General features: G+C 37.0%; 22 protein-coding genes and 1 riboswitch. All 22 genes read right to left on the bottom strand.

What is annotated here, in order from left to right:
- Positions 1-15: 15 nt before the first annotated feature.
- Positions 16-432: a hypothetical protein gene (locus CIK86_RS02605; RefSeq protein ID WP_086998774.1), complete on the bottom strand. Its 417-nt coding sequence runs from the start codon at positions 430-432 to the stop codon at positions 16-18.
- Positions 422-1,774, bottom strand: coding sequence for a FliI/YscN family ATPase (locus CIK86_RS02600; protein WP_086998771.1), 1,353 nt, complete (start codon positions 1,772-1,774; stop codon positions 422-424). Before CIK86_RS02600 ends, CIK86_RS02605 begins: the two co-directional genes overlap by 11 nt.
- Positions 1,764-2,396: a FliH/SctL family protein gene (locus tag CIK86_RS02595; protein WP_086998769.1), complete on the bottom strand. Its 633-nt coding sequence runs from the start codon at positions 2,394-2,396 to the stop codon at positions 1,764-1,766. Before CIK86_RS02595 ends, CIK86_RS02600 begins: the two co-directional genes overlap by 11 nt.
- A gap of 2 nt (positions 2,397-2,398) precedes the next feature.
- Complete coding sequence (locus CIK86_RS02590; protein WP_254910766.1) at positions 2,399-3,397, bottom strand: FliG C-terminal domain-containing protein; 999 nt, start codon at positions 3,395-3,397, stop codon at positions 2,399-2,401.
- Position 3,398: 1 nt separating this feature from the next.
- Entirely contained in the window at positions 3,399-5,141 is a 1,743-nt protein-coding gene (fliF, locus tag CIK86_RS02585; RefSeq protein ID WP_086998764.1) for a flagellar basal-body MS-ring/collar protein FliF, read from the bottom strand.
- 9 nt (positions 5,142-5,150) lie between these two features.
- A complete protein-coding gene (locus tag CIK86_RS02580) occupies positions 5,151-5,474 on the bottom strand; it encodes a flagellar hook-basal body complex protein FliE (protein WP_086998761.1) in 324 nt (107 codons plus the stop codon).
- A 16-nt stretch (positions 5,475-5,490) separates the two neighbouring features.
- Positions 5,491-6,804: a sigma-54 dependent transcriptional regulator gene (locus CIK86_RS02575; RefSeq protein WP_086998758.1), complete on the bottom strand. Its 1,314-nt coding sequence runs from the start codon at positions 6,802-6,804 to the stop codon at positions 5,491-5,493.
- A gap of 15 nt (positions 6,805-6,819) precedes the next feature.
- The gene (locus CIK86_RS02570; protein ID WP_086998755.1) at positions 6,820-7,701 is read right to left on the bottom strand and encodes an OmpA family protein; all 882 of its coding nucleotides are present in this window, start codon (positions 7,699-7,701) and stop codon (positions 6,820-6,822) included.
- A 100-nt stretch (positions 7,702-7,801) separates the two neighbouring features.
- Positions 7,802-7,889, bottom strand: a riboswitch (cyclic di-GMP riboswitch).
- A 132-nt stretch (positions 7,890-8,021) separates the two neighbouring features.
- On the bottom strand, positions 8,022-10,097 hold the full coding sequence (locus CIK86_RS02565) for a flagellar biosynthesis protein FlhA (protein ID WP_086998752.1): 2,076 nt from the start codon (positions 10,095-10,097) through the stop codon (positions 8,022-8,024).
- 16 nt (positions 10,098-10,113) lie between these two features.
- Positions 10,114-11,244 carry a flagellar biosynthesis protein FlhB gene (gene flhB / locus CIK86_RS02560; protein ID WP_086998749.1) on the bottom strand — a complete coding sequence of 377 codons (1,131 nt, stop codon included), beginning with the start codon at positions 11,242-11,244 and terminating at the stop codon, positions 10,114-10,116.
- 3 nt (positions 11,245-11,247) lie between these two features.
- Positions 11,248-12,027 (bottom strand): flagellar biosynthetic protein FliR, encoded by a 780-nt coding sequence (gene fliR, locus CIK86_RS02555; protein ID WP_086998745.1) that lies wholly within the window; start codon positions 12,025-12,027, stop codon positions 11,248-11,250.
- On the bottom strand, positions 12,024-12,293 hold the full coding sequence (locus CIK86_RS02550; RefSeq protein ID WP_086998742.1) for a flagellar biosynthetic protein FliQ: 270 nt from the start codon (positions 12,291-12,293) through the stop codon (positions 12,024-12,026). Before CIK86_RS02550 ends, fliR begins: the two co-directional genes overlap by 4 nt.
- A complete protein-coding gene (gene fliP, locus CIK86_RS02545) occupies positions 12,290-13,042 on the bottom strand; it encodes a flagellar type III secretion system pore protein FliP (protein ID WP_086998739.1) in 753 nt (250 codons plus the stop codon). Before fliP ends, CIK86_RS02550 begins: the two co-directional genes overlap by 4 nt.
- Before the next feature lie 4 nt (positions 13,043-13,046).
- A complete protein-coding gene (locus tag CIK86_RS02540) occupies positions 13,047-13,385 on the bottom strand; it encodes a FliM/FliN family flagellar motor switch protein (RefSeq protein ID WP_086998736.1) in 339 nt (112 codons plus the stop codon).
- Positions 13,378-14,298, bottom strand: a complete 921-nt coding sequence (locus tag CIK86_RS02535; protein ID WP_086998733.1) for a FliM/FliN family flagellar motor C-terminal domain-containing protein — start codon at positions 14,296-14,298, stop codon at positions 13,378-13,380. The genes CIK86_RS02540 and CIK86_RS02535 overlap by 8 nt, the downstream gene beginning before the upstream one ends.
- A 40-nt stretch (positions 14,299-14,338) precedes the next feature.
- Entirely contained in the window at positions 14,339-14,722 is a 384-nt protein-coding gene (locus tag CIK86_RS02530; protein WP_086998731.1) for a PilZ domain-containing protein, read from the bottom strand.
- A complete protein-coding gene (locus CIK86_RS02525) occupies positions 14,715-15,707 on the bottom strand; it encodes a flagellar motor protein MotB (RefSeq protein WP_086998728.1) in 993 nt (330 codons plus the stop codon). Before CIK86_RS02525 ends, CIK86_RS02530 begins: the two co-directional genes overlap by 8 nt.
- A 2-nt stretch (positions 15,708-15,709) precedes the next feature.
- Positions 15,710-16,573 (bottom strand): flagellar motor stator protein MotA, encoded by an 864-nt coding sequence (motA, locus tag CIK86_RS02520; RefSeq protein ID WP_086998724.1) that lies wholly within the window; start codon positions 16,571-16,573, stop codon positions 15,710-15,712.
- Positions 16,574-16,590: 17 nt separating this feature from the next.
- On the bottom strand, positions 16,591-17,313 hold the full coding sequence (locus CIK86_RS02515; RefSeq protein ID WP_086998721.1) for a FliA/WhiG family RNA polymerase sigma factor: 723 nt from the start codon (positions 17,311-17,313) through the stop codon (positions 16,591-16,593).
- Positions 17,314-17,325: 12 nt separating this feature from the next.
- Complete coding sequence (locus CIK86_RS02510; RefSeq protein WP_086998717.1) at positions 17,326-17,775, bottom strand: flagellar basal body-associated FliL family protein; 450 nt, start codon at positions 17,773-17,775, stop codon at positions 17,326-17,328.
- 27 nt (positions 17,776-17,802) lie between these two features.
- Positions 17,803-19,167, bottom strand: a complete 1,365-nt coding sequence (locus tag CIK86_RS02505) for a flagellar hook-length control protein FliK (protein ID WP_086998711.1) — start codon at positions 19,165-19,167, stop codon at positions 17,803-17,805.
- On the bottom strand, positions 19,164-19,481 hold the full coding sequence (locus tag CIK86_RS02500; RefSeq protein ID WP_086998708.1) for a hypothetical protein: 318 nt from the start codon (positions 19,479-19,481) through the stop codon (positions 19,164-19,166). Before CIK86_RS02500 ends, CIK86_RS02505 begins: the two co-directional genes overlap by 4 nt.
- Positions 19,482-19,562 lie beyond the last annotated feature (81 nt).

The raw sequence follows: 19,562 nt of genomic DNA, 5'->3' as shown, positions 1-19,562 counted from the left end.
ACTTTGTAATTATAGCTATTTATATAACTGGCGAATATGCGCTTGGCTAATCATTTCGTCTAAGTTCTTTTCTTCTTGTTTATTGATATAAGCTTGCTTAGTCGCTATTCGGTTACTTACAAGACCTTCAATCCCTTTAGTAAAGCTCATTTGCTTTAAGCAGGCTTGCTGTTGGCGCATTTCGTCTTGTTGCGAGTCTTTAAAGCGCTCTATTTGCTGGGTAGAAAGCCCACTTAAAATACTTTTCATACCCGATAAGTTTTGTAAACCTAAAGCCGATTTCATCTGAGCACTTTTGTCCATACTATTAATATGTACTTGTAACTGAGCTAGACGCTGCTGTTCTTCTAAACTTTTTAGCTGTAATTGTGATTGTTTAGCTAACATTATATCTAGTTTATCTTTTTGAATTGTTAAAAATTTATTTAGCATTGAGTTTATTCATTATTTCATTAAGTTGATTTGCGGATTGCGCAAAATCAAATTTATCATTTAGCCCTTGGCATAAAAAAGCTTCAATTTCAGGATAAAGAGCAACAGCGTTATCCAGCTCAGAATCTTTTCCGACTTGATACGCACCTAAAGGAATAAGCTCATGGACTTGCATGTACCGGCTATACAATTTTTTTAACTTATAACATTGTTCTAACTGCTCAGAAGAAACTATATTTGGCATTACTCGGCTTATTGATGCCCCAATATTAATAGCTGGGTAATGACCTTTTTCAGCTAAAGCTCTATCTAGTACTATATGTCCATCAAGTATAGCTCGGGCATTATCGGCTATAGGATCTTGCTGATCGTCACCCTCTGCAAGTACCGTATATATAGCAGTAAGTGAGCCTTTACTTTTTTCACTATTTCCAGAGCTTTCAACAAGCTGTGTTAACTTACTAAATACTGACGGCGGATAACCTTTAGACGCAGGCAGTTCACCTACAGATAATCCTATTTCACGCTGTGCTTGCGCGTATCTTGTTAATGAATCCATTAACAGTAAAACATTTAGGTTTTGATCTCTAAAATAAGCCGCCAACTTATGGCTTAATTCAGCCGCCTTAACCCGTAATAGTGGTGAGTCATCTGCTGGAGATGCAATAACAATCGCTTTTTTTAAACCTTCGGGACCAAGGCTTTGCTCTATAAATTCTTTAACTTCCCAGCCACGTTCACCCACTAAACTAACAATAACTACATCCGCAGATGTATAACGAGTCATCATGCCTAACAGCTTACTTTTACCTACACCAGAGCCAGCAAAAAGCCCTAAGCGCTGGCCCATTCCAACACTAAATAAGCTATTTATTGCTCTTATACCTACATCTAATGGCTGTGTAACCCCTTTTCGCTGCAAAGGAGTCATTGAGTAATCTTTTGCTAATGATGACAAGTTACTACTTTCATCTTTTTCTAATGCACCTAAGTTATCAATTGGCTGCATTTGGGCATCAAGTACACGTCCAAGTAACTTTTCAGAAATTGAAACATTCGAGGTTTTTAATACAGGCCTTACTCGCCCTCCAGAGCATAAGTTTTGCACCTTTTTAAGCGGCATTAAATAGGCTTCAGATTGATTAAAACCAATTACTTCAACGTCATACCAAACACCATCAACACTCTCAACTTGATATTTTCCGCCTATTGCAAACTGCCCACCTGTTGCTGTTAGTGTTAAACCATTAACGCGTGTTAGCCTGCCATAACTTTGAATTAAAGGCGGACGATTTAATGTAGCGTATGCTTGCTCTAAACGTATATGAAGATCATTGTTCATGAGTGTCTTTAAGTATCACCGGTGTTATTTCATCAAGAAGACTTTGCAAGCGCTGAGAAAACGAAAAGCTATGTGTTTGGCGCTCTGCTACTAACTCAATATCACCAGAAGCTAACTTGTCATCAAAAGACACCGCAATAGAAAAACTTTTTAAACTCTCAGCGTTAAGCCATTCTTTATCTAAAGATGAAAAAATAATTTTAGTTATTAAGTCTCGATCAGCAAGTAACTTAATTGCCTTTTCAACCAACTCTAAGCGTATTTCCGGCTTGGTTTGAAGCTCAGTATCAATAACAAATTCAGCTAATCGCGTTATGATTAAAGTAATATCTGTTTTCAAACTGGCCGAAAGCTGTGACAACTCACTGTTTGCTTTGTCTAAAATAATATTAAAGTTATCTATAAACTGTTTCTTTTCAAGCTCTAAACGCTCTTGAAGCAACGCATCAACACGCGCTTCAATTTGCTGCTCTAGCGCTGCTTGTTTTTCAAGCCGCCCTTGCTCTAAACCATTTTCAAATCCACTTTGCCAACCTACTCTTTGCGCAGCATCTAGACGTTCTTGAAGGCTTTGATGCTGCTCAACTTTATTTAAGGTTGGGAAACGAAACGCTTGGCTCATATTTATCCCGCTGTTTCTTCTTCGTATAAGCGATAGTCAATTTCGCCTCGTTTAGACATGTCTCTAACTATTGACATAATTTCTTTTCGAGCCGCTCTGACCTTGCTAATCGGTTGTGAACTTAAGCCGTCAATCTGCTGTTGATAAACCTGTGCTAACCTTTTCGGTAAAGCACCTAAAATACGCCCTAAAAGCTCACTATCTGCACCTTTTAATGACATAGTCCATAACTCATCTGGTATATCATTAAGTAACTGTGTTAGCGTTTCATCTGTTTGTTTAGATAAGCCATCAAAGTCATACATTTTTTCTTGTATTTCAGCAGCAACATTACTGTTTTGTTTTTTCATCATTTCGATTATTTGGCTCTTATTACCATTATATCGATTGATTATTTCTACAGCTTTATCCACGCCATTAACTTGAGCGCCCACTTGACGACCCACAAACTCTATACATGCTTCTAGCGTTAAACGAACATCATCAATAACATGCTCACTCACTTCTCTTAAGCTTGCTATTCTATAAAGTAAATCGTCATGCTTAGATTCAGGAAATAACGCTATAATTGCTGAAGCTTGTTCTGGTGGTAAAAACGCTAAAAATAAAGCCTGCATTTGTACATGCTCTTGCTCTAAAAAACGTACGATAAGCTCAGGCGGGATCCACTCTAAGCGTCGCAAATCATCATTCATCGCTCCACCATAAATATCGTCAAGCATTGTTTTAGCTAGCTTACGACCAACGGCTTTATCTAATGCTTTTTCAAGATAAACGCGAGATGCTCCATTTACACCGCTTTCATTTCTATAGCAGTCAAAAAATTCACTTAGCGTAGAGGCAACATCTTTTTGAGTAACGTTAGATATTTTGGCCATTCTTTGTGAAATTGCTTGGACTTCGCGGCGGCCTAATTTACGAATAACGCTCGCAGCATTTTCCTCACCCATGCTTAACAATAAAATGGCAGCTCTATCTAATGCTGGTAATTGTGTTGCCATATCAGCCCTTTCTTGATTCAATTTCAACCCCTTGCTCTACCCAATACTTTATAACCGACGTAACTCGCTCAGTTTCTCTGCTTGCTAGTAGTTGCATATGCGCAATTTGCTCTTCAAAGTCATTGCCTATCTGAGGAAGAGCTATGGCTGCGTGTTTCGAATTACCTTCCCTAGAGGTTAAGTCATCTACTTTAGAGTCTGAGCTAATAGCCTCATCTAAAGGAGTACTTTGCCTTTCTTTGACATCTTTATTAGCGCTAGAAGCCTCTGATGTTTGTGCTAGAGCTGGGGCTTGTGAATTATTTTTACCTCTGATTAAGTGATTAACCAAAGGGCGAACACCAAATAAAATAAGTAATAAACTAATTAAAGTACCAAATATATAACGAGCATATTCTTTAAGCTCTGGCATTTGCCACCACTCTAAACCTTCACCCGGTGCTAACAGTTTTTCTTGTACAAAAGTGAAGCTTGTTATATTAAATTGATCGCCTCGTGCATCACTGTAGCCAGTCGCTTTTTTTATCATTTCACCTAATGAGGCTAACCCTTCATCAGACCACCCCTCAGCTGCAGCAGAAGCGCCATCATTAACTAAAACAGATAAACTCATCGACTTAATACGCCCTACTTCAAACTGCGTATGTGTAACAGAACGTCCATTTTCAAACTGTCTATTGCTTTCACTTCTCTCAGAAGTTCTTTCGTTGTTTTCATCTTCGCCTTGCTGATCAGGTACTGGTGGTTCATTCGCTAATGAACCTGGAATGCCTGCAGCAAATTGATCTAATGTACTATCAGACTTTATAAACTCTTGTTTAAGTACATTTTGTGGGTCAACCTGCTCTCTTGTTTCTTCAACAACACTAAAATCAACGTCTGTAGAAACCTGGATCCTAAAGTTACCTTCACCTAATATTGGCAATAACATTATTGATGCTCTTTGCTCAACATTACGCTCAATCTTCTCAACAAAAGCGAGCTTTTTATCTGTTTCTTTACCCACTGGGGTATTATCAAATAAGTCACCACTTAGCAGTTTTCCTCGCTGATCAACAACTGACACTGATCTTGCATCTAACCCAGGAACACTGCCAATAGTTAGTGCAATAATAGCCTCTACTTGCTCAGGTTTTAGATCATGCCCTGGGGCTAAATCAACCATCACCGATGCAGCCGTTTTTTGTTCTGTACGACCAACAAACAAGCTTCTTTTAGGTACTGCTAAATGCACGCGAGCATTTCTAACACCCTGCATATTAATAATAGTGCGAGCTAACTCGCCCTCTAATGCATGCTGGTATTGCATTGACTCAATGAACTGACTTGTTCCCATAGAAACTTTGTCACTCATGCCTTCCATACCTTGCGGCATAGAGGCTTTAATACCTCGAGCTGCTAAGGTAATCCTAGCATCGGCAAGTTTCTCTTGAGGCACTAAAATATTACCGCTGTCGGTATCAATGCGAAATGTAATTTTTTCTTTATCTAAAATTTCAAGAATATTGGCTTTATCATAACTTTCTTGGTTCCCATAAAGCGGAACGTAGTTTTTAGCAGAAGTCCACAAAATCAATACAATTGTAGCCGCCACCAGTGTTGCCAATAAAGCGATCGTGGCAATACTTCTATCATCTGTTCCACTAAAATTTAACTTATTAGAAAAATTAACAACTTTTTCTTTTAATTTGAGGTCGCTATTAGCAGATCCAGATTCTGGTATTTTGGTTAATTCTCCTTTCATAATAAGCCTCTACAGTGACATCCGCATTACATCATCAATGCCATTGAGCACCTTATTACGCATTTCCATTAACATAGAAAAGCTTAAACTTGCTTTTTGACTTGCAACCATAGCACCAACAACATCATCACTTTCTCCGGCATCAACCGCTTTCATCATATCCCCAGCTATATTTTGCTGCGCGTTAATAGAACGAATAACGTGTTTAAAATCGCCACTTATATTAGCTCCGCCATTGCTAACAATCGCAGGCTCAATATTATCTGAGGCTGCCATTTTTTGCATTTCTACCATTTTACCAAACATTGTTTGTTGGCTTTCAATCGGTGACATTCTAACTTCCTTTAAGTTATATTATTGCATCAATATCAATGCCGTATTCGCGCATAGCGGCAATTTTGTATCTTAATGCTCGGGTACTAACGCCAAGCGCCTCTGCGGTGCGAGTTCGGTGTCCATTAAAGCGACTCAATAAACTGTAAATATAATCAAACTCAGCTTGTTTTTTATTATTCTTTAATTGAGACGAACAAAAAGCAGCTGCAGCTAATGAGCACTGTGGTAAATTTAAATCTTCTGCTTGTATTTCTGCGCCCCTAGCCATTACTAACGCTCTTTGAATAACGTTCTCTACTTCTCGTACGTTACCTGGCCAGTTGTAGCAAAGCATCAAGTCTTTTGCTTGTTTACTAATATGATAATCAGACGAGCCATACTTTTTTATAAAGTAGGAAGCTAATGGCATAATGTCATCAACTCTGTCACGAAGTGGTGGCCAGTTTAGTGGTAAAACATCAAGTCGATAAAATAAATCTTCACGAAATGTTCCCTTTTCAACTTCTTCTCTTAATATTTTATTCGATGCGGCAATCACTCTCACATCAAGCTTAATTTTTTGATGACTCCCTAACCTTTCTACCTCTCGCTCTTGCAAAACACGCAATAGCTTAGCTTGCAGATCTAATGGCAGTTCTGTAATTTCATCTAATAAAATAGTCCCACCGTTTGCTAATTCAAACTTGCCCGGCTGAGAGTTAATAGCGCCAGTAAAAGCGCCTTTATTAAAACCAAATAACATAGCCTCTAGCATATTTTCTGGAATAGCAGCGCAATTAACAGCAACAAATGACTCATCATTTCTCTTTGATGCTTTATGAATAAAGTGAGCTAACTTCTCTTTACCTGTTCCAGACTCTCCCGTTATTAAAATTCCAGCAGAAGTTTGTGCTGCGCGATTAGCTAAACGAAGCACTTGCTGAGACTTAGTCGATACAGCGATTAAATCTTTAACCCCATGCTTCATTGAGTCTGTATTTCGGATTGTATTTTTAAGCTGCTCTGCAAAAAAAGGCTTTAATAAATAATCTACCGCCCCACCTGCATTTATAGTCTTTGAAGCAATTTCACTTTGTGATGAGTCAACTAAAGTAACCACCTGCGTAATAGGATTTGTTTTAATAAGCAGTTTAACTAACTCAACCTGCTCGATATGCTTAATATCAGCATCAACAAAAATAAGCTCAGGCTTTGTATCTATACAATAGCTAACCGCATCTGCAATTGAACCTGCGTACAAAAACTTAAAATTTTCCGACGAAACAGCCTGTTTGTACTCAATACTTGGCTGATGTTCGCTGACCCATAAAAGGTACCTTAAACTCATTTTATCCTCTGTTTACTAATTTGAATGTCGAAACAATCGGATCAACACGCGACGATTCGAAGCCTGCTTTAACTTTGTATTTTCGACCAGAGGATAACGTTGACCGTGAGCTCTGACTTCTAACATATTACTTGGTAAGCCAAATTCTATTAGTCTGGAAGCAACATCATCTGCTCTTTCTTTAGAAAGCAAACGATTAGCTAAAGGAGAACCTACATTATCAGTATGTCCATCAATCATGACCTTTTTGACACTTGTATCTAAAGAAACATAACGAACTAAGTCTTTCAAAAACATTAAGTCTTTAGTGTTCTCAACCGTTCTACTCCCAGTATCAAAGAAAATCTCATTATCTCTAGCTTGTGACCACGTTAATGGGGATAAATTATCTAGGCATTGCTGATAGCTATTAACAACTTCATTACTGTAAGTATTAGTAAACGTAAGGCGAAGCTGTTCGTCACCAAAACCAATTATTGTATCAAGCCACCCACCTTGTTTTATGACTCTTAATAATGATGAAGGGTCAGTATCAAAGCTAATAATTGAATTTGCCATGTCTGCAGAAAAAAAGTTTATTTGAGGGAGTAAAATATCTTTAGATTGCCAATCGGCCTTTCTTGAAATTATCTGTATATCGGTAATTTCTCTATCGGGGAGTAGCCATGTAAAAACCAGTTGTTCTGGTTTTGAAGGGAGCTTAATTAGCTCTAACTTTGCATAATTATCAAAACTTTGATTTAAGCTGCAGTAAAAAGAATTGCTTTCATTAATCCACTCACCGCTTTCGTAGCTTTGTATTAATTTTTGTTCGGTACCACCATTTGCTTTGCCTGAAATGATCACTATTACAGTAAAAACAATTAAATTTTTAATAATTAAAAACATCTTCTCCATAAGTATTCCGTTTACAGCTTAATCAAACAATTAAGTCTTTTTAATATAAGTAGCGAAATACATACCAATACAATCATAGTATTAAACGATATCACTAAGCTAATGTAACCCCACGATCTTAGCCAAATAAAAGCCTTAGACTGGAAGCTTTGCGTCCTATACTTTCATATAGTTTGCCATTTAATTTATTAGTACGCTTATTCGTAACCAAAAATAGTAACTATGTACCATACTGTAAGACAGAATATAGTTATTTATAACCAAATGCAAATACCCTAGTTAAGAATTCACTTTATATTCATCTTTAACTAGGATCGAATTTATCCTAATGAACCGAGTATATCAACTCTAACATAATCAGGAACTTCATTATAAGAAAGAACAACTAAGCTTCCTTTTGTAAACGTTCGTGCGTAACGCGCTAATAACGGCCTTAGTTGTGGAATAACAATCAGCGTTGGGGTAACCCCTCTTGATTTCATGTCATCTACAATCAAGGGCATAGTTCTTTGAAATTGCCCTAACAAGTTTGGATCAACTGGAAAACTATCAAGTGAAACCTTGCCCGCCTGCATGGCTTGATCAAGTGAGCTTTGCATTGTACTTTCAAGCTTTTCGTCCAGGCTATACGCAGCAAGTTCCTCTCTATTACCCATAACTTGTTTAGCTAACACTTTTTGTAAAGCGCACCGCACATCAGACACCAACAATATTGGATCTTTTGTAACCTCAACGCTATCAATTAAAGTACCGGCAATCGTTACTATATCTTTAATGCTAATATGCTCTCTTAAAAGCAAGCGTATTACTTTTAACTGTAAGTTTGTGGGAAGTGCTTTTTCAAATGTTTCAGCTAAGCTAGGTGAAATATCCTTTAATCGTTCATTTAATCTTTGAATATCTTCATAACTAAATAGCTCATCTAAGTGCTCTTTAATTATTTTCCCTGTATGTGTAGCGATAATAGTAGCTAAGTCGACAACAGAATATCCCATGTTTAACGCTTTCGCTTTATCGTCATCTTTAATCCAAACCGCTTCTAATCCATATGCTGGATCTGTCGTTATTTCTCCATCAAGAGTGCCGTACACATCTCCGGTATTTAACGCTAAAAGTTCTCTAGCATTTACGTGGCCATTAGCAATGGGAACTGCTGAGAGGTTTACCTTGTACTCTTGCGGGTTTAATTTTAAGTTATCTTTTATTCTTATTTCTGGTAATAAAAAACCAAGTTGTTCTGAAAGATTTTTACGAACACCACGCAATGTTTTAACAAGCTCCTCGCCTTTTTCCTTATCTGCTAAATAAACCAGACGAAAACCAAGATCTACAGATAATTTATCAACATGAGAAATATCACGCCATTCTAAATTAGCTTGTTGCTCACTTAAAATAGTATCTGTAATGCTTTCGGCTTCAAGAAGATCAGAGGTTGGAAGCGACTTTTGTAATCGCCAAGCGACATAAAATAAAGGAAGTGCAAACCCTAAAAATGCCACTGTAGGCATTCCAGGAACCATCCCTAATGTAGCCATAATCAAACCAGCGGTTAAAATAACTCTAGGTGAAGCTAGTAACTGCTTACCTACAGTTTCACTCATATCACCTTCGTCATTCATTCTTGTTACAATAATTGCAGCAGCAACAGCAAGTAACAATGAAGGTATTTGAGCGACTAAACCATCACCTATAGTTAACAAGGCAAAGCGTTGAAATGCTTCAGCTAGGCTTAATCCATGCTGGAATGCCCCTATTGAAACACCCCCAAGTAAGTTAATTACAAGAATAATTAAACCGGCAACAGCATCACCACGAACAAATTTTGAAGCCCCATCCATAGAGCCATAAAAGTCGGCCTCTTGTGATATGGTCGCACGCCTTTCTTTTGCTTGCTCTGGGCCTATTAAACCCGCGTTTAAATCTGCATCTATTGCCATTTGTTTACCTGGCATTGCATCAAGCGTAAAGCGGGCTGCTACTTCTGAAATACGTTCGCCGCCCTTAGTGATCACCACAAAGTTAATCACCATTAAGATAATAAATACAACAATACCAACGACGTAGTTGCCACCAATAACCACTTCACCAAAAGCTTGAATAACACGCCCTGCTACATCAGATCCCTCATGTCCATGCAGTAATACAATACGGGTTGAAGCTATATTAAGCGTCAACCTCATTAGCGTGGCAACAAGTAAAATAGTAGGAAAAACAGAAAAGTCTAATGGCTTTTTTGTTGAAGCGGCCACCAACAACACAATGACAGCAAGCACAATGTTAAAAGTAAATAATGCGTCCAATAACCAACTCGGCAATGGTAAAATAACCATCGCAAGCACAGCTAAAAGTAAAACAGGTATGGCTGTATAAGGCCGAGTAAAACTACGCCAGTTCAAATTATAACTCCAACATCTAAGATTTTTGTAAGTTTTTAGGGATTTTCAATTTTGGTAAAGGTGCGGGAGGTTGCCCACGCCCTTGTTTATAGGCTTTTAGCTGCATAACATAAGTTAAAACATAGGCAACTGCCGCATATAAACCATTAGGCACTTCTTGATCTATTCTAGTCGAGAAGTATATAGCTCGTGCCAATGCTGGTAGCTCTATAACTTCCTTATTATGCATTTTAGCAACTTCTCTAATTCTAAGCGCCATTTCATCCACACCTTTAGCTACAACATAAGGTGCTTTTGCAGCCTCCTCACTATATTTTATTGCAACAGCATAATGAGTTGGATTGGTAACAATCACATCGGCTGTAGGAACCCGCTCTTCAATTTTACGATTTGCTTGCTGGTACTGAATTTGCCTTATTTTATTTTTAATTTCGGGACTACCATCTGAAGACTTTCTCTCTTCTTTTACTTCTTGGTGGGTCATTTTAATTTTTTTAGCTATTTGATGTTGCTGAAAAGGAACATCAATAACGGCAATAAACAATAATAACGTTACCGTTATCATCAATGATAAAAACAACAGCTCAATACCCTGCCCTATAGCCACTTTAATATCTAAGTTCTGCAAAAACATTAACTGCATCCATAACTTAGTTAAAAATGTATATAAACATATAGCAAGTAAGGAAATTTTAAGAATCGATTTAAGTAGTTCAACCAAAGATTGCATACCAAACATTTTCCCAAGCCCTTTAATGGGGTCGAGCTTACTAAATTTAGGAGCAACTAATTTACTTGAAAAAACAAATCCGCCCGGTAAACAACCAGTGATCCACATTGCTATAAACGATAAAACCAAAAAGGGTGTTAGGGTCGACAGCATATCTAGCACAGCTTGCCCTAAAGCAAGGGGCATCATTTTTGTATTATTTATAATATTATGATCAAGCTGCATGCTCGTGTTCATTAAATTTACAAATAGCGTATAAAATAAATTTGCAAACCAAAGTAAACCAGACACACTAACCATTAATAAAATAGCGGTATTTAACTCTTTAGAACGTGCAACTTGCCCATCTTCTTTGGCTTTTTTTAATCGTTTTTCTGTGGGTTCTTGTGTTTTTTCTTGAGAACTATTTTCTGACATAACTTATCTCATTGCTGCGCTAAAGGTAGAAAGAACATAATAAGTGAGTGATGAAAAAGAACTACCTGTATATTCTAAAGTCATAAAAACACAAAAAAATCCCATAAGAAGAGACATAGGAAACCCTAACACAAAAATATTAAGTGAAGGAGCAGCCCTACTCGCCACACCAAATGTAAGGTTAACCAACAACATGGCAATAATACCAGGCATAGAAAGTAATAATGCTGAGGAAAACATCCACGCAAATAACATTACAATAGAGTGAATATCAAATTCGTAAATACTCCTACCAATAGGAAATACTTCAAAGCTATCAACCATCACAGTTAGTGTAATTAAGTGACCATCTGCTGCAAAGAATAATAAAGCACACATAATCCAAAATAATTGCCCTAACAAAGCAACTTGGTTGCCACTACCAGGGTCCATAACAAGCGCCATAGATAAGCCCATTTGCATTGACAAAATCAAGCCAATCATTGCCATAACTTCAAAAAGTATACGCAGTGATAGACCCATCATTACACCAAATACAATTTGTTCTACCGTTAATATAACCGCATCTAAAGAAAAAATATCAATTGCAGGGGCAAGTGGTAATTGAGGAGCCACTAAAAAAGCCAACATCATAGCAAGCATAATTCGTGATCTGGGTGTTACAGCAGGGTTATCAAAAACAGGCATTGACCACAACAAAGCTGAAAACCGAACGAATGGCCACCACATGGTCCCCATCCAGCTAACCAACTCACCTGACGTTAGCGAAAGCAAAGAGCTCAACCAAATACTCCTGGCAGCATATATTTGAGCTTTTCAAACCAATCAATCATCACTTGCAACATCCAATGCCCAGCAAAAACGATCATTAACAAAGTTAATATCATACGAGGTAAAAATGTTAAAGTTTGCTCTTGTATAGACGTTGCACCTTGAATAATTGCCACAATAATACCTAAAATCAAACCAGGCACAATTAACACTAATATCAATTTTATTATTGTATAAACGGCGCTAGAAATAAGCTCAACAGACATTTCTGGCGTCATGGCGACATTCCAAATGTCGCAGCTAAAGTACCAGCGATCATCGACCAACCATCCGCTAAAACAAACACCATCAATTTAAAAGGTAAACTTATTATTAATGGAGAAAGCATCATCATACCCATAGACATTAAGACACTAGCTACAACTAAGTCTATAATTAAAAAAGGTATAAACAACATAAATCCTATTTGAAACGCGGTAGTCAATTCGCTTAAAACAAATGCGGGCATCAAAACCTCAAAAGGAATTTCTTCGGCCGTTAGTGTCGTTGGCTCATTGGCTATTAATAAAACCTGTCTTAATTCACTTTCTCGTGTTTGCCTAAGCATAAAATTACGTAAAGGTTTTTCTGCTGTTAGTAACGCCTCTTCTAAGCCAATAGTTTGGGCTTGAAATGGTTTATACGCATTTTGATACATGTCTTGCCAAACAGGTCTCATAATAAGCATAGTTAGCATTAATGAAATACCAATTAAGATTTTATTAGGCGGACTTTGTTGTAAGCCCATTGCTTGTCTTAAAATTGCTAAAACAATAATAATTCGTGTAAAAGAAGTCAGAACCATCAATAAAGCTGGAATTAAGCTTAAAACAGTCATTAGCAATAATATTTGCAACTTGACGTTGTAATCTTGCCCTTCCCCAGTATCTTTTAAAGAAAATAGCGTAAATTCTTCAGCACTTAACCAACCAGGTACTAAAAGTAATATTAAGATTAAAGCCGTTTTGAGAATTACGCTTTTACTCATTTGATTATTCTTCCTCTTGCCCTAAAGCTTTATTAGTAATGAACTTTAGTCCGTATTGACCTTCAGTCATCACTACTTCTGCTTTAGCAAAGAAAACGCCATTTACTTTAACGTCTAGCGCCTCTCCCGCAGCTTTATCTAACCTTAATACATCACCGTCCTTTGCTTGGCTTAACTCACCTAATGTAATTTCAGTGCTTGCAACTTCGAGGGTAACTTGCAAAGGAACATCACGAAAAAAAGACATGTTTTCAGCGTTATCTTCGGTAATTGACTTTACATCAAACTCATCAATACCGTCTAAATCTAAACCAGCCAAAGCGTTATCAAGATTATCATTCATAATTTATGTTGCTCTTTTCTTTATTTGTTAATTCGGTTATTTGAAATGCCAAACCAGTATCTTGCTCTACTACTTGGCCTTTAAATATATTCTTTTTACCAAGTTTAAATAAGGCAGGGTCATTTAGCTCAATTGGTAAAATATCACCTTTCATGCATTTTTTTAGCTGATTAAGAGTTACTTTTTTAGTTGCCATTTCAATTTTACCGCGCACAGCAAACTCACGCCACAGCTCCATAGAAACGTTGTCAGCAATAGTATTTTGCGCGGGCTCTATAAGGGCTTTTTCACTAAAAAATGAAATAGGTACCCAAAGAAACCAACTTATTACTTCACTATCTAAAATAAGGCGCACTTTAAATGCTAGGTATTTCAGGGGATCAGGGAGTTCTTCATATTTTTGAACCTCGCCCAACAATGTCGAGCGTTCTTTAAATAACAGATTCTGTATTCCTTGAATCTGCCTTTGTAGTAAACGACTACATATTCTCGCCTCAGTTGAACTTAACTCTGCAGGTAACTCAACTTCATCTAAAGAACTACCTAAACTGTTAAACTGTCCACCCAAACACAAATCAGCCGTTCTATGTGCGCTTTTATAGTCAAGCGCTAAGTAAGCCGAGTCTTCTTCAGGCAAAAACACTGGGCATTCAATAAAAATTCGTGCCGATTCTTTAAACCAACTTTTTATTACTAAGTGATTGCATTGCGATATTTCAATACCAAATCGAGTATCATTAAAAAGCTGTGCTAACTCCAACTCTAATACTTTGCGCATATTAACATTTATCGCATCAGCTTTTTGTATTGCGCCATCAAAAACTCTTTGCTCTAATGTAAGAGGAAAAGCAGTACAATCTGTAGCATCTTTTGCTTTGATTAACTTTGCTTTAGATTTCAAATTTTTACGCATATAAACACTTTTCCTGACTCATTTTTTTCATTTAATTCCGCTACTTTTTATATTGAGCTTGTTGCTGTAAGTACGACACTATTTTACTTTTTTTACGCTCATTTTTAGTGACCCACTCAACACCTAAAAACATCAGTTTTTCATTAACGCTACGTCTATACATAACCTTACCAACCAAGCGATTATGTTTATCGAATACAACAATAATCTTGTCAGGAATTGCTCTTTCAGCAGGAACTAACAACCCAACTCCACCTACACTTATATCTTTGGCAACCGCATGACAAATCGAAAAATCAATAAAAAAATTACGTAACAGCTCTACGGCAATTCCACCGCGCTGTACAGATTCAGGTTCATAATTATCTTTTTGATTTAAGTTCCATCTTTTATAATTTCGTTTTGTTTCAAATTGATTACTCATAACCACCTTCTAGGCGTAATACAGGCTTATTTGCTGTCGCAGCTCTTGCTGACGTATTTACAGGACTATTTACATTATCATTATTAAATAGCGCATTTAGTTTTTGTTCTGCATCTTCAGTAAGTATCAAAAGTTCAACGCGTCTATTTTCATTAGCGGCTGTATTAGCTACATTAATAGGCCTATTTGAAGAAAAAGCATTCACTTGTAATACACTCGTAGCAGGCATTCCACCGGCTGCCATTACTTTTCTGGCTTCTTGCGCTCTTGCGCCTGACAAGTCCCAGTTTCTTGATTTTCCATCTTTGAAACTACTTGAATCACTGTGTCCAGATATTATAATCTTATTATTTATACCAACAAATAACCCGCCTAAGTGTAAAAACAAATCCTCAAAAAAAGGCGTCATTTGAGTATTAGAACGCTCAAACATATTATGATTTTTATCATCCCTAATAATTACTCTAAGACCCGAGGGAACTTCTTCTACTAGCAAATTATTTTTTAGTAAGTCTTCTTTAGTTAAGTCTTGAAAGCTTTTTAATAATAAACTCAGCTCAGAAGACGCTTTAAAGTCACTATCAATAGCAGAGTTTAGTTTTTCTCCCTTACCCGCTTCAGGCGCTAATTCACCTTCAGGAATTTGTAAAAACTCACTCATCCCAGGCATAGGAGCATCGGGAGGTGTATCACCCGACTCCAAATGTTTTATTACTGAAGGAGAGCCTCCTAAATCAACTGGAAAAGGAGTATTTTGTGGGTTAAAAATAGCTGGGCCACCATCAAATACCGAATGCGTTCGCATATAATGTGCTATTTCCTCTCGCTCAGACTCATTCGTAATAGCCATAATCCACATCACCATAAAAAATGCCATCATAGCTAATGTAAAGTCAGCAAATGCTACTTTCCAAGCCCCTCCATGAACCTCATTTTTAGCTTTTCTACGGCTTTTTCTTATTATTATTTCATTATTTTTTTCCATCACTAAGCCGCCTTATTATTTATCCACTCTTCCATTGTGGTGAAAGTCGGCTTAATTTCTTCATTTATTAATTTTCGACCTGAGTCAGTCGCAACAATAGGCACATGCCCTTTTGCATGTGCTACCAACATAGCTCTTACGCATTCAAGCATTGCCATTTGCTTTTTTACATACTGCTCCATAGCCGATGCCAAAGGGGCTATTAAGCAATAACATGCAAATATACCAATAAAGGTACCCACTAAAGCGGCCGCAATATGATAACCAATTTCACTTAGTGCGCCATCAAGGTGTTGCATGGTAATTATAATACCACCTACAGCTGCCAATATCCCAAAACCAGGCATAGCCTCTGCAATATTACTAAGCGCATGAGAAGGCTTTAATTTTTGCTCTTCAATTGTATAAATTTCTTGCTCTAGCATTGCATCAAAGTCATGCGATGTGATTTTCCCCATACTAAATAAGCGTAAGTTATCGCAAATAAATGTCACTAATTGAGGAAACTCATAAACCTTGGGGTAAGCAAGAAAAATAGAACTCGTTTCCGGGTTTTCAACATGTTCATCAAGCCCTTTAATTCCTTTTACACGCGCTAAATCTAATAGCGAGTATATAACTAATAAAAGATCATGATATAAATCTGAAGTGCTGCTCGCCTTGCCACTTATAAATTGATACTTTAACTGACTCAACATCTCGGTTAAAACATACTTTGAGTTACCAATTATTAATGCCCCAATACCTGCGCCAAATATTATTATAAATTCAGCGGGCTGCCATATGGTCGATAAATTACCGCCCGCAATAGCAAAACCACCCAATACTGTAGCAAGTACCACAAGTAAACCTATAACTCTTTGCATTGTTTATCCCTTAGATATTAGATTTTGTGAAGCTTTTTAGTTAGTGTTTCAAGTGCACGCTTATGTAATTGGCACACTCGTGCTTCTGTGAGTTCAAGTGTTAGTGCAATTTCTTTCATATTCATTTCATGGGTGTAATATAATTGCAAAAGAAGCTTCTCTCGGGTATTCATTTCACCCATTGCTTTTTTTAGCATCACGGCGGTGTCTGTATCATCTTGTGAACAAGGAGTTGTTAGAGATAGCTTAGGGTTATCTTCAAGTAAGCTTTCTAAACTTTCAATCGCTTCTGCTTGCTCGCTATATTGCAATTTAATGAGCTCTTCATGCTCTATATTAAGGGCAATACACAGCTCACCATCTGTCGCTTCTCGGCCATATTCTTTACTTAATGTGCGTGTCATATCGCGTAGTTTATGCGATTGCTGTCTAAGCTGTCGCGGCCGCCAATCTAAACGCCTAAACTCATCTAACATAGCACCGCGAATACGCTTAAAAGCAAATGCTGAAAACCTTTCATCAACATCACGGCCATAACGTCTTATTGATGTAAGTAGCGCAACAAGCCCTATTTGCTGAATGTCATCATTATCAACCAGCACACCAACTTGTGTACGCATATGCGCAGCGGCCCTTTTAACTAAAAAAGAATATTTATTAAGTAATGCGGTTTCTTTTTCAGGAGACAATGTCACCAATGACTCAGAGGCTATTTCCCCCCACTCCTCATTCAATAACATATTTAAAATAACCTATTGAATAAACACATTAGTAACAAGCACATCATCTAGCTTTAAAAATGTTTTACTTTTTAAAGCTAAATTAAATTGCTCTAATAACGTTTTTTGCACTGAATCTATGTCTGTAAATAGGGTTTTAACATTTGCATGGCTCATATTTGCAAATTGCTTAACCAACACATTTCGTAATAACGGCGTTATTTTTTTCACTTCTAATTTACTATCAACATTAGGCTCTAAAACCAACACAAGATCCAAAACTAAATAACGGGCATAGTTTTTATCTGAAACACTAATTATAAAGCGTTCCATTTCAAAGTACTGAGATTCGTTAACCTCCTCAGAATTAGTAGCAGACTGAGTTGCTTCATTAGTTTTCGCGTTATCTGTAAATAATTTCCCTGCAAAAAATGCGCTGCCAATTAATACTAATGCGCCAATTCCTATAATTATTTTTTTCACTCTTCTCTCGCTCTAACAAAATGTTAATTACACTAATCTATTTAACCAATCCGATGAGGTACTTTGCTTATTTTCTGTGTCTTGCGACGTGGCATCAATGATGGAGTCATTTTCAGCAATTTTTTCATCCTGTGTTTTCTGATGCTGCTCTTGCTGCTTGTCGCTTAAATTTAAATCAACCGATACACTGCCATTTTGTAACAGCGTTTGACGCAATTGCTCTAGTGTTTGAGAAATAGCCTCCCTAACCTGAGCATTACTCGTTACTAAACTTACTGAGGTTTTATCTCCATCTATATCAATAGATATTTCTATACTGCCTAAATGAGGTGGATCTAGTCTTATGTGCGCGCGCTGTAATTGCTGCCCTATTTGTAAGCTAACTTTATCGCCCAGCACATTTAGTAAACGCTGCCCCCATTCATTTTGGGTTCCTTTAAGCGTTTCTGCTCGCCATTCAAAGCTATTCATAGCTTGCTCTTGGTTTGTTGTAACGGCACTAAATAAAGGGGCTTTAGGAGTTAATAATTCACGGCTTTCAATATTAAAAACACCTTGGGGTGTATTCACTATTTGTTTTAGTTGCTCACTTTTTGTGGCATTTAAGTTTTCAGTAATGACAGTTTTATTATTAACATTAGTAGCATTAACATCAGTAGTATTAGCATTAGTAGTGTTAACTAAAGTTGGAGCCGCATTTAAACGACTTGATACTAACTCTAAAGTCCTAAAATCACCTTGCGACATTTTTAAATTATTAACGCCACTTGTATCGGTTAGTTGCCCCGCACTAGTAAAGTTAAATTTAAGATCTGCGCGTTGCAATTCAGTTAATTCAACATGAGTTAATTGATTTACTAGCGGTGTAGCCGTAGCAGCTTTAGTTACTTGTTCATTAGTTACTTGTTCATCACCTACATTTAACAATAAATCATTAGCCACTAATGCAGCTTGTGTAGGACGATTTTCGCTATCACCTTTTACTATTTCACCAAGCGTTGATAACACTTCAACCGGCATGCCTTCCTTTAGTAAAGTTAGCTTATTAACGGCTGCTTCACCCTGTTCTTTTATGGTTGAGCTTTGTGTTAATGTACTATAAAACTTTAAGCTTGGGTTAAGTAACGGATGAGTAGAATCTTGCTTTACTATCATTTCATCTGCTAAAAGAATAGCTTCAATGTCGTCATTACTAAGCTCATTTGTATTAAATGTCTCTTGTGTTAACTTTTCACTCTTAGGGTGTTCGTTTTGAAAAAGTAATGAGGGCTGATCAAATTCTTTATTATCAATAGCAGCATGCTCATTGCTGGCATTTTTTATTATTGTTTTTTTACCCGGCGCAGCCTCTGGGCTAGCCTTAGATACAGCAAGGCTTAAATCAACATTCATATGCTAGTGTCCTCCGACAACGCTTTATAAGCTTCAATGCCATCTTTATCATTTTGATGCCGCTGCATTTTTATTTTAATTTCTGACTGCTTATCGCCAATCTGCTTTATAACGTCTTTATAACGTTTTTGTAGTTGCTCTGGCTGTATGCTCATAGTGCTAAACCAAGGCATGCTTTTAGCGTAACTAAATAATAACTGAATTTGTTTATCGGCTTCTTTAACTTTATACCAATTATCTTTTTGCACAGCCTGAAACATAATTACACATAACTGCTCTAGCTTTTGCTCAGTTTGCAACTTAGATAAACTCATTTATTTAATTAAACCCATAAAAAACATAACTACCACAAGCAAAAAACAAGCCAAAATATAAAACACTGTTTTTACTAACAA

The organism is Pseudoalteromonas sp. JB197, from assembly GCF_002332205.1.
Lineage (GTDB): Bacteria > Pseudomonadota > Gammaproteobacteria > Enterobacterales > Alteromonadaceae > Pseudoalteromonas > Pseudoalteromonas nigrifaciens.
This window is presented reverse-complemented; position numbering and strand designations above follow the sequence as displayed.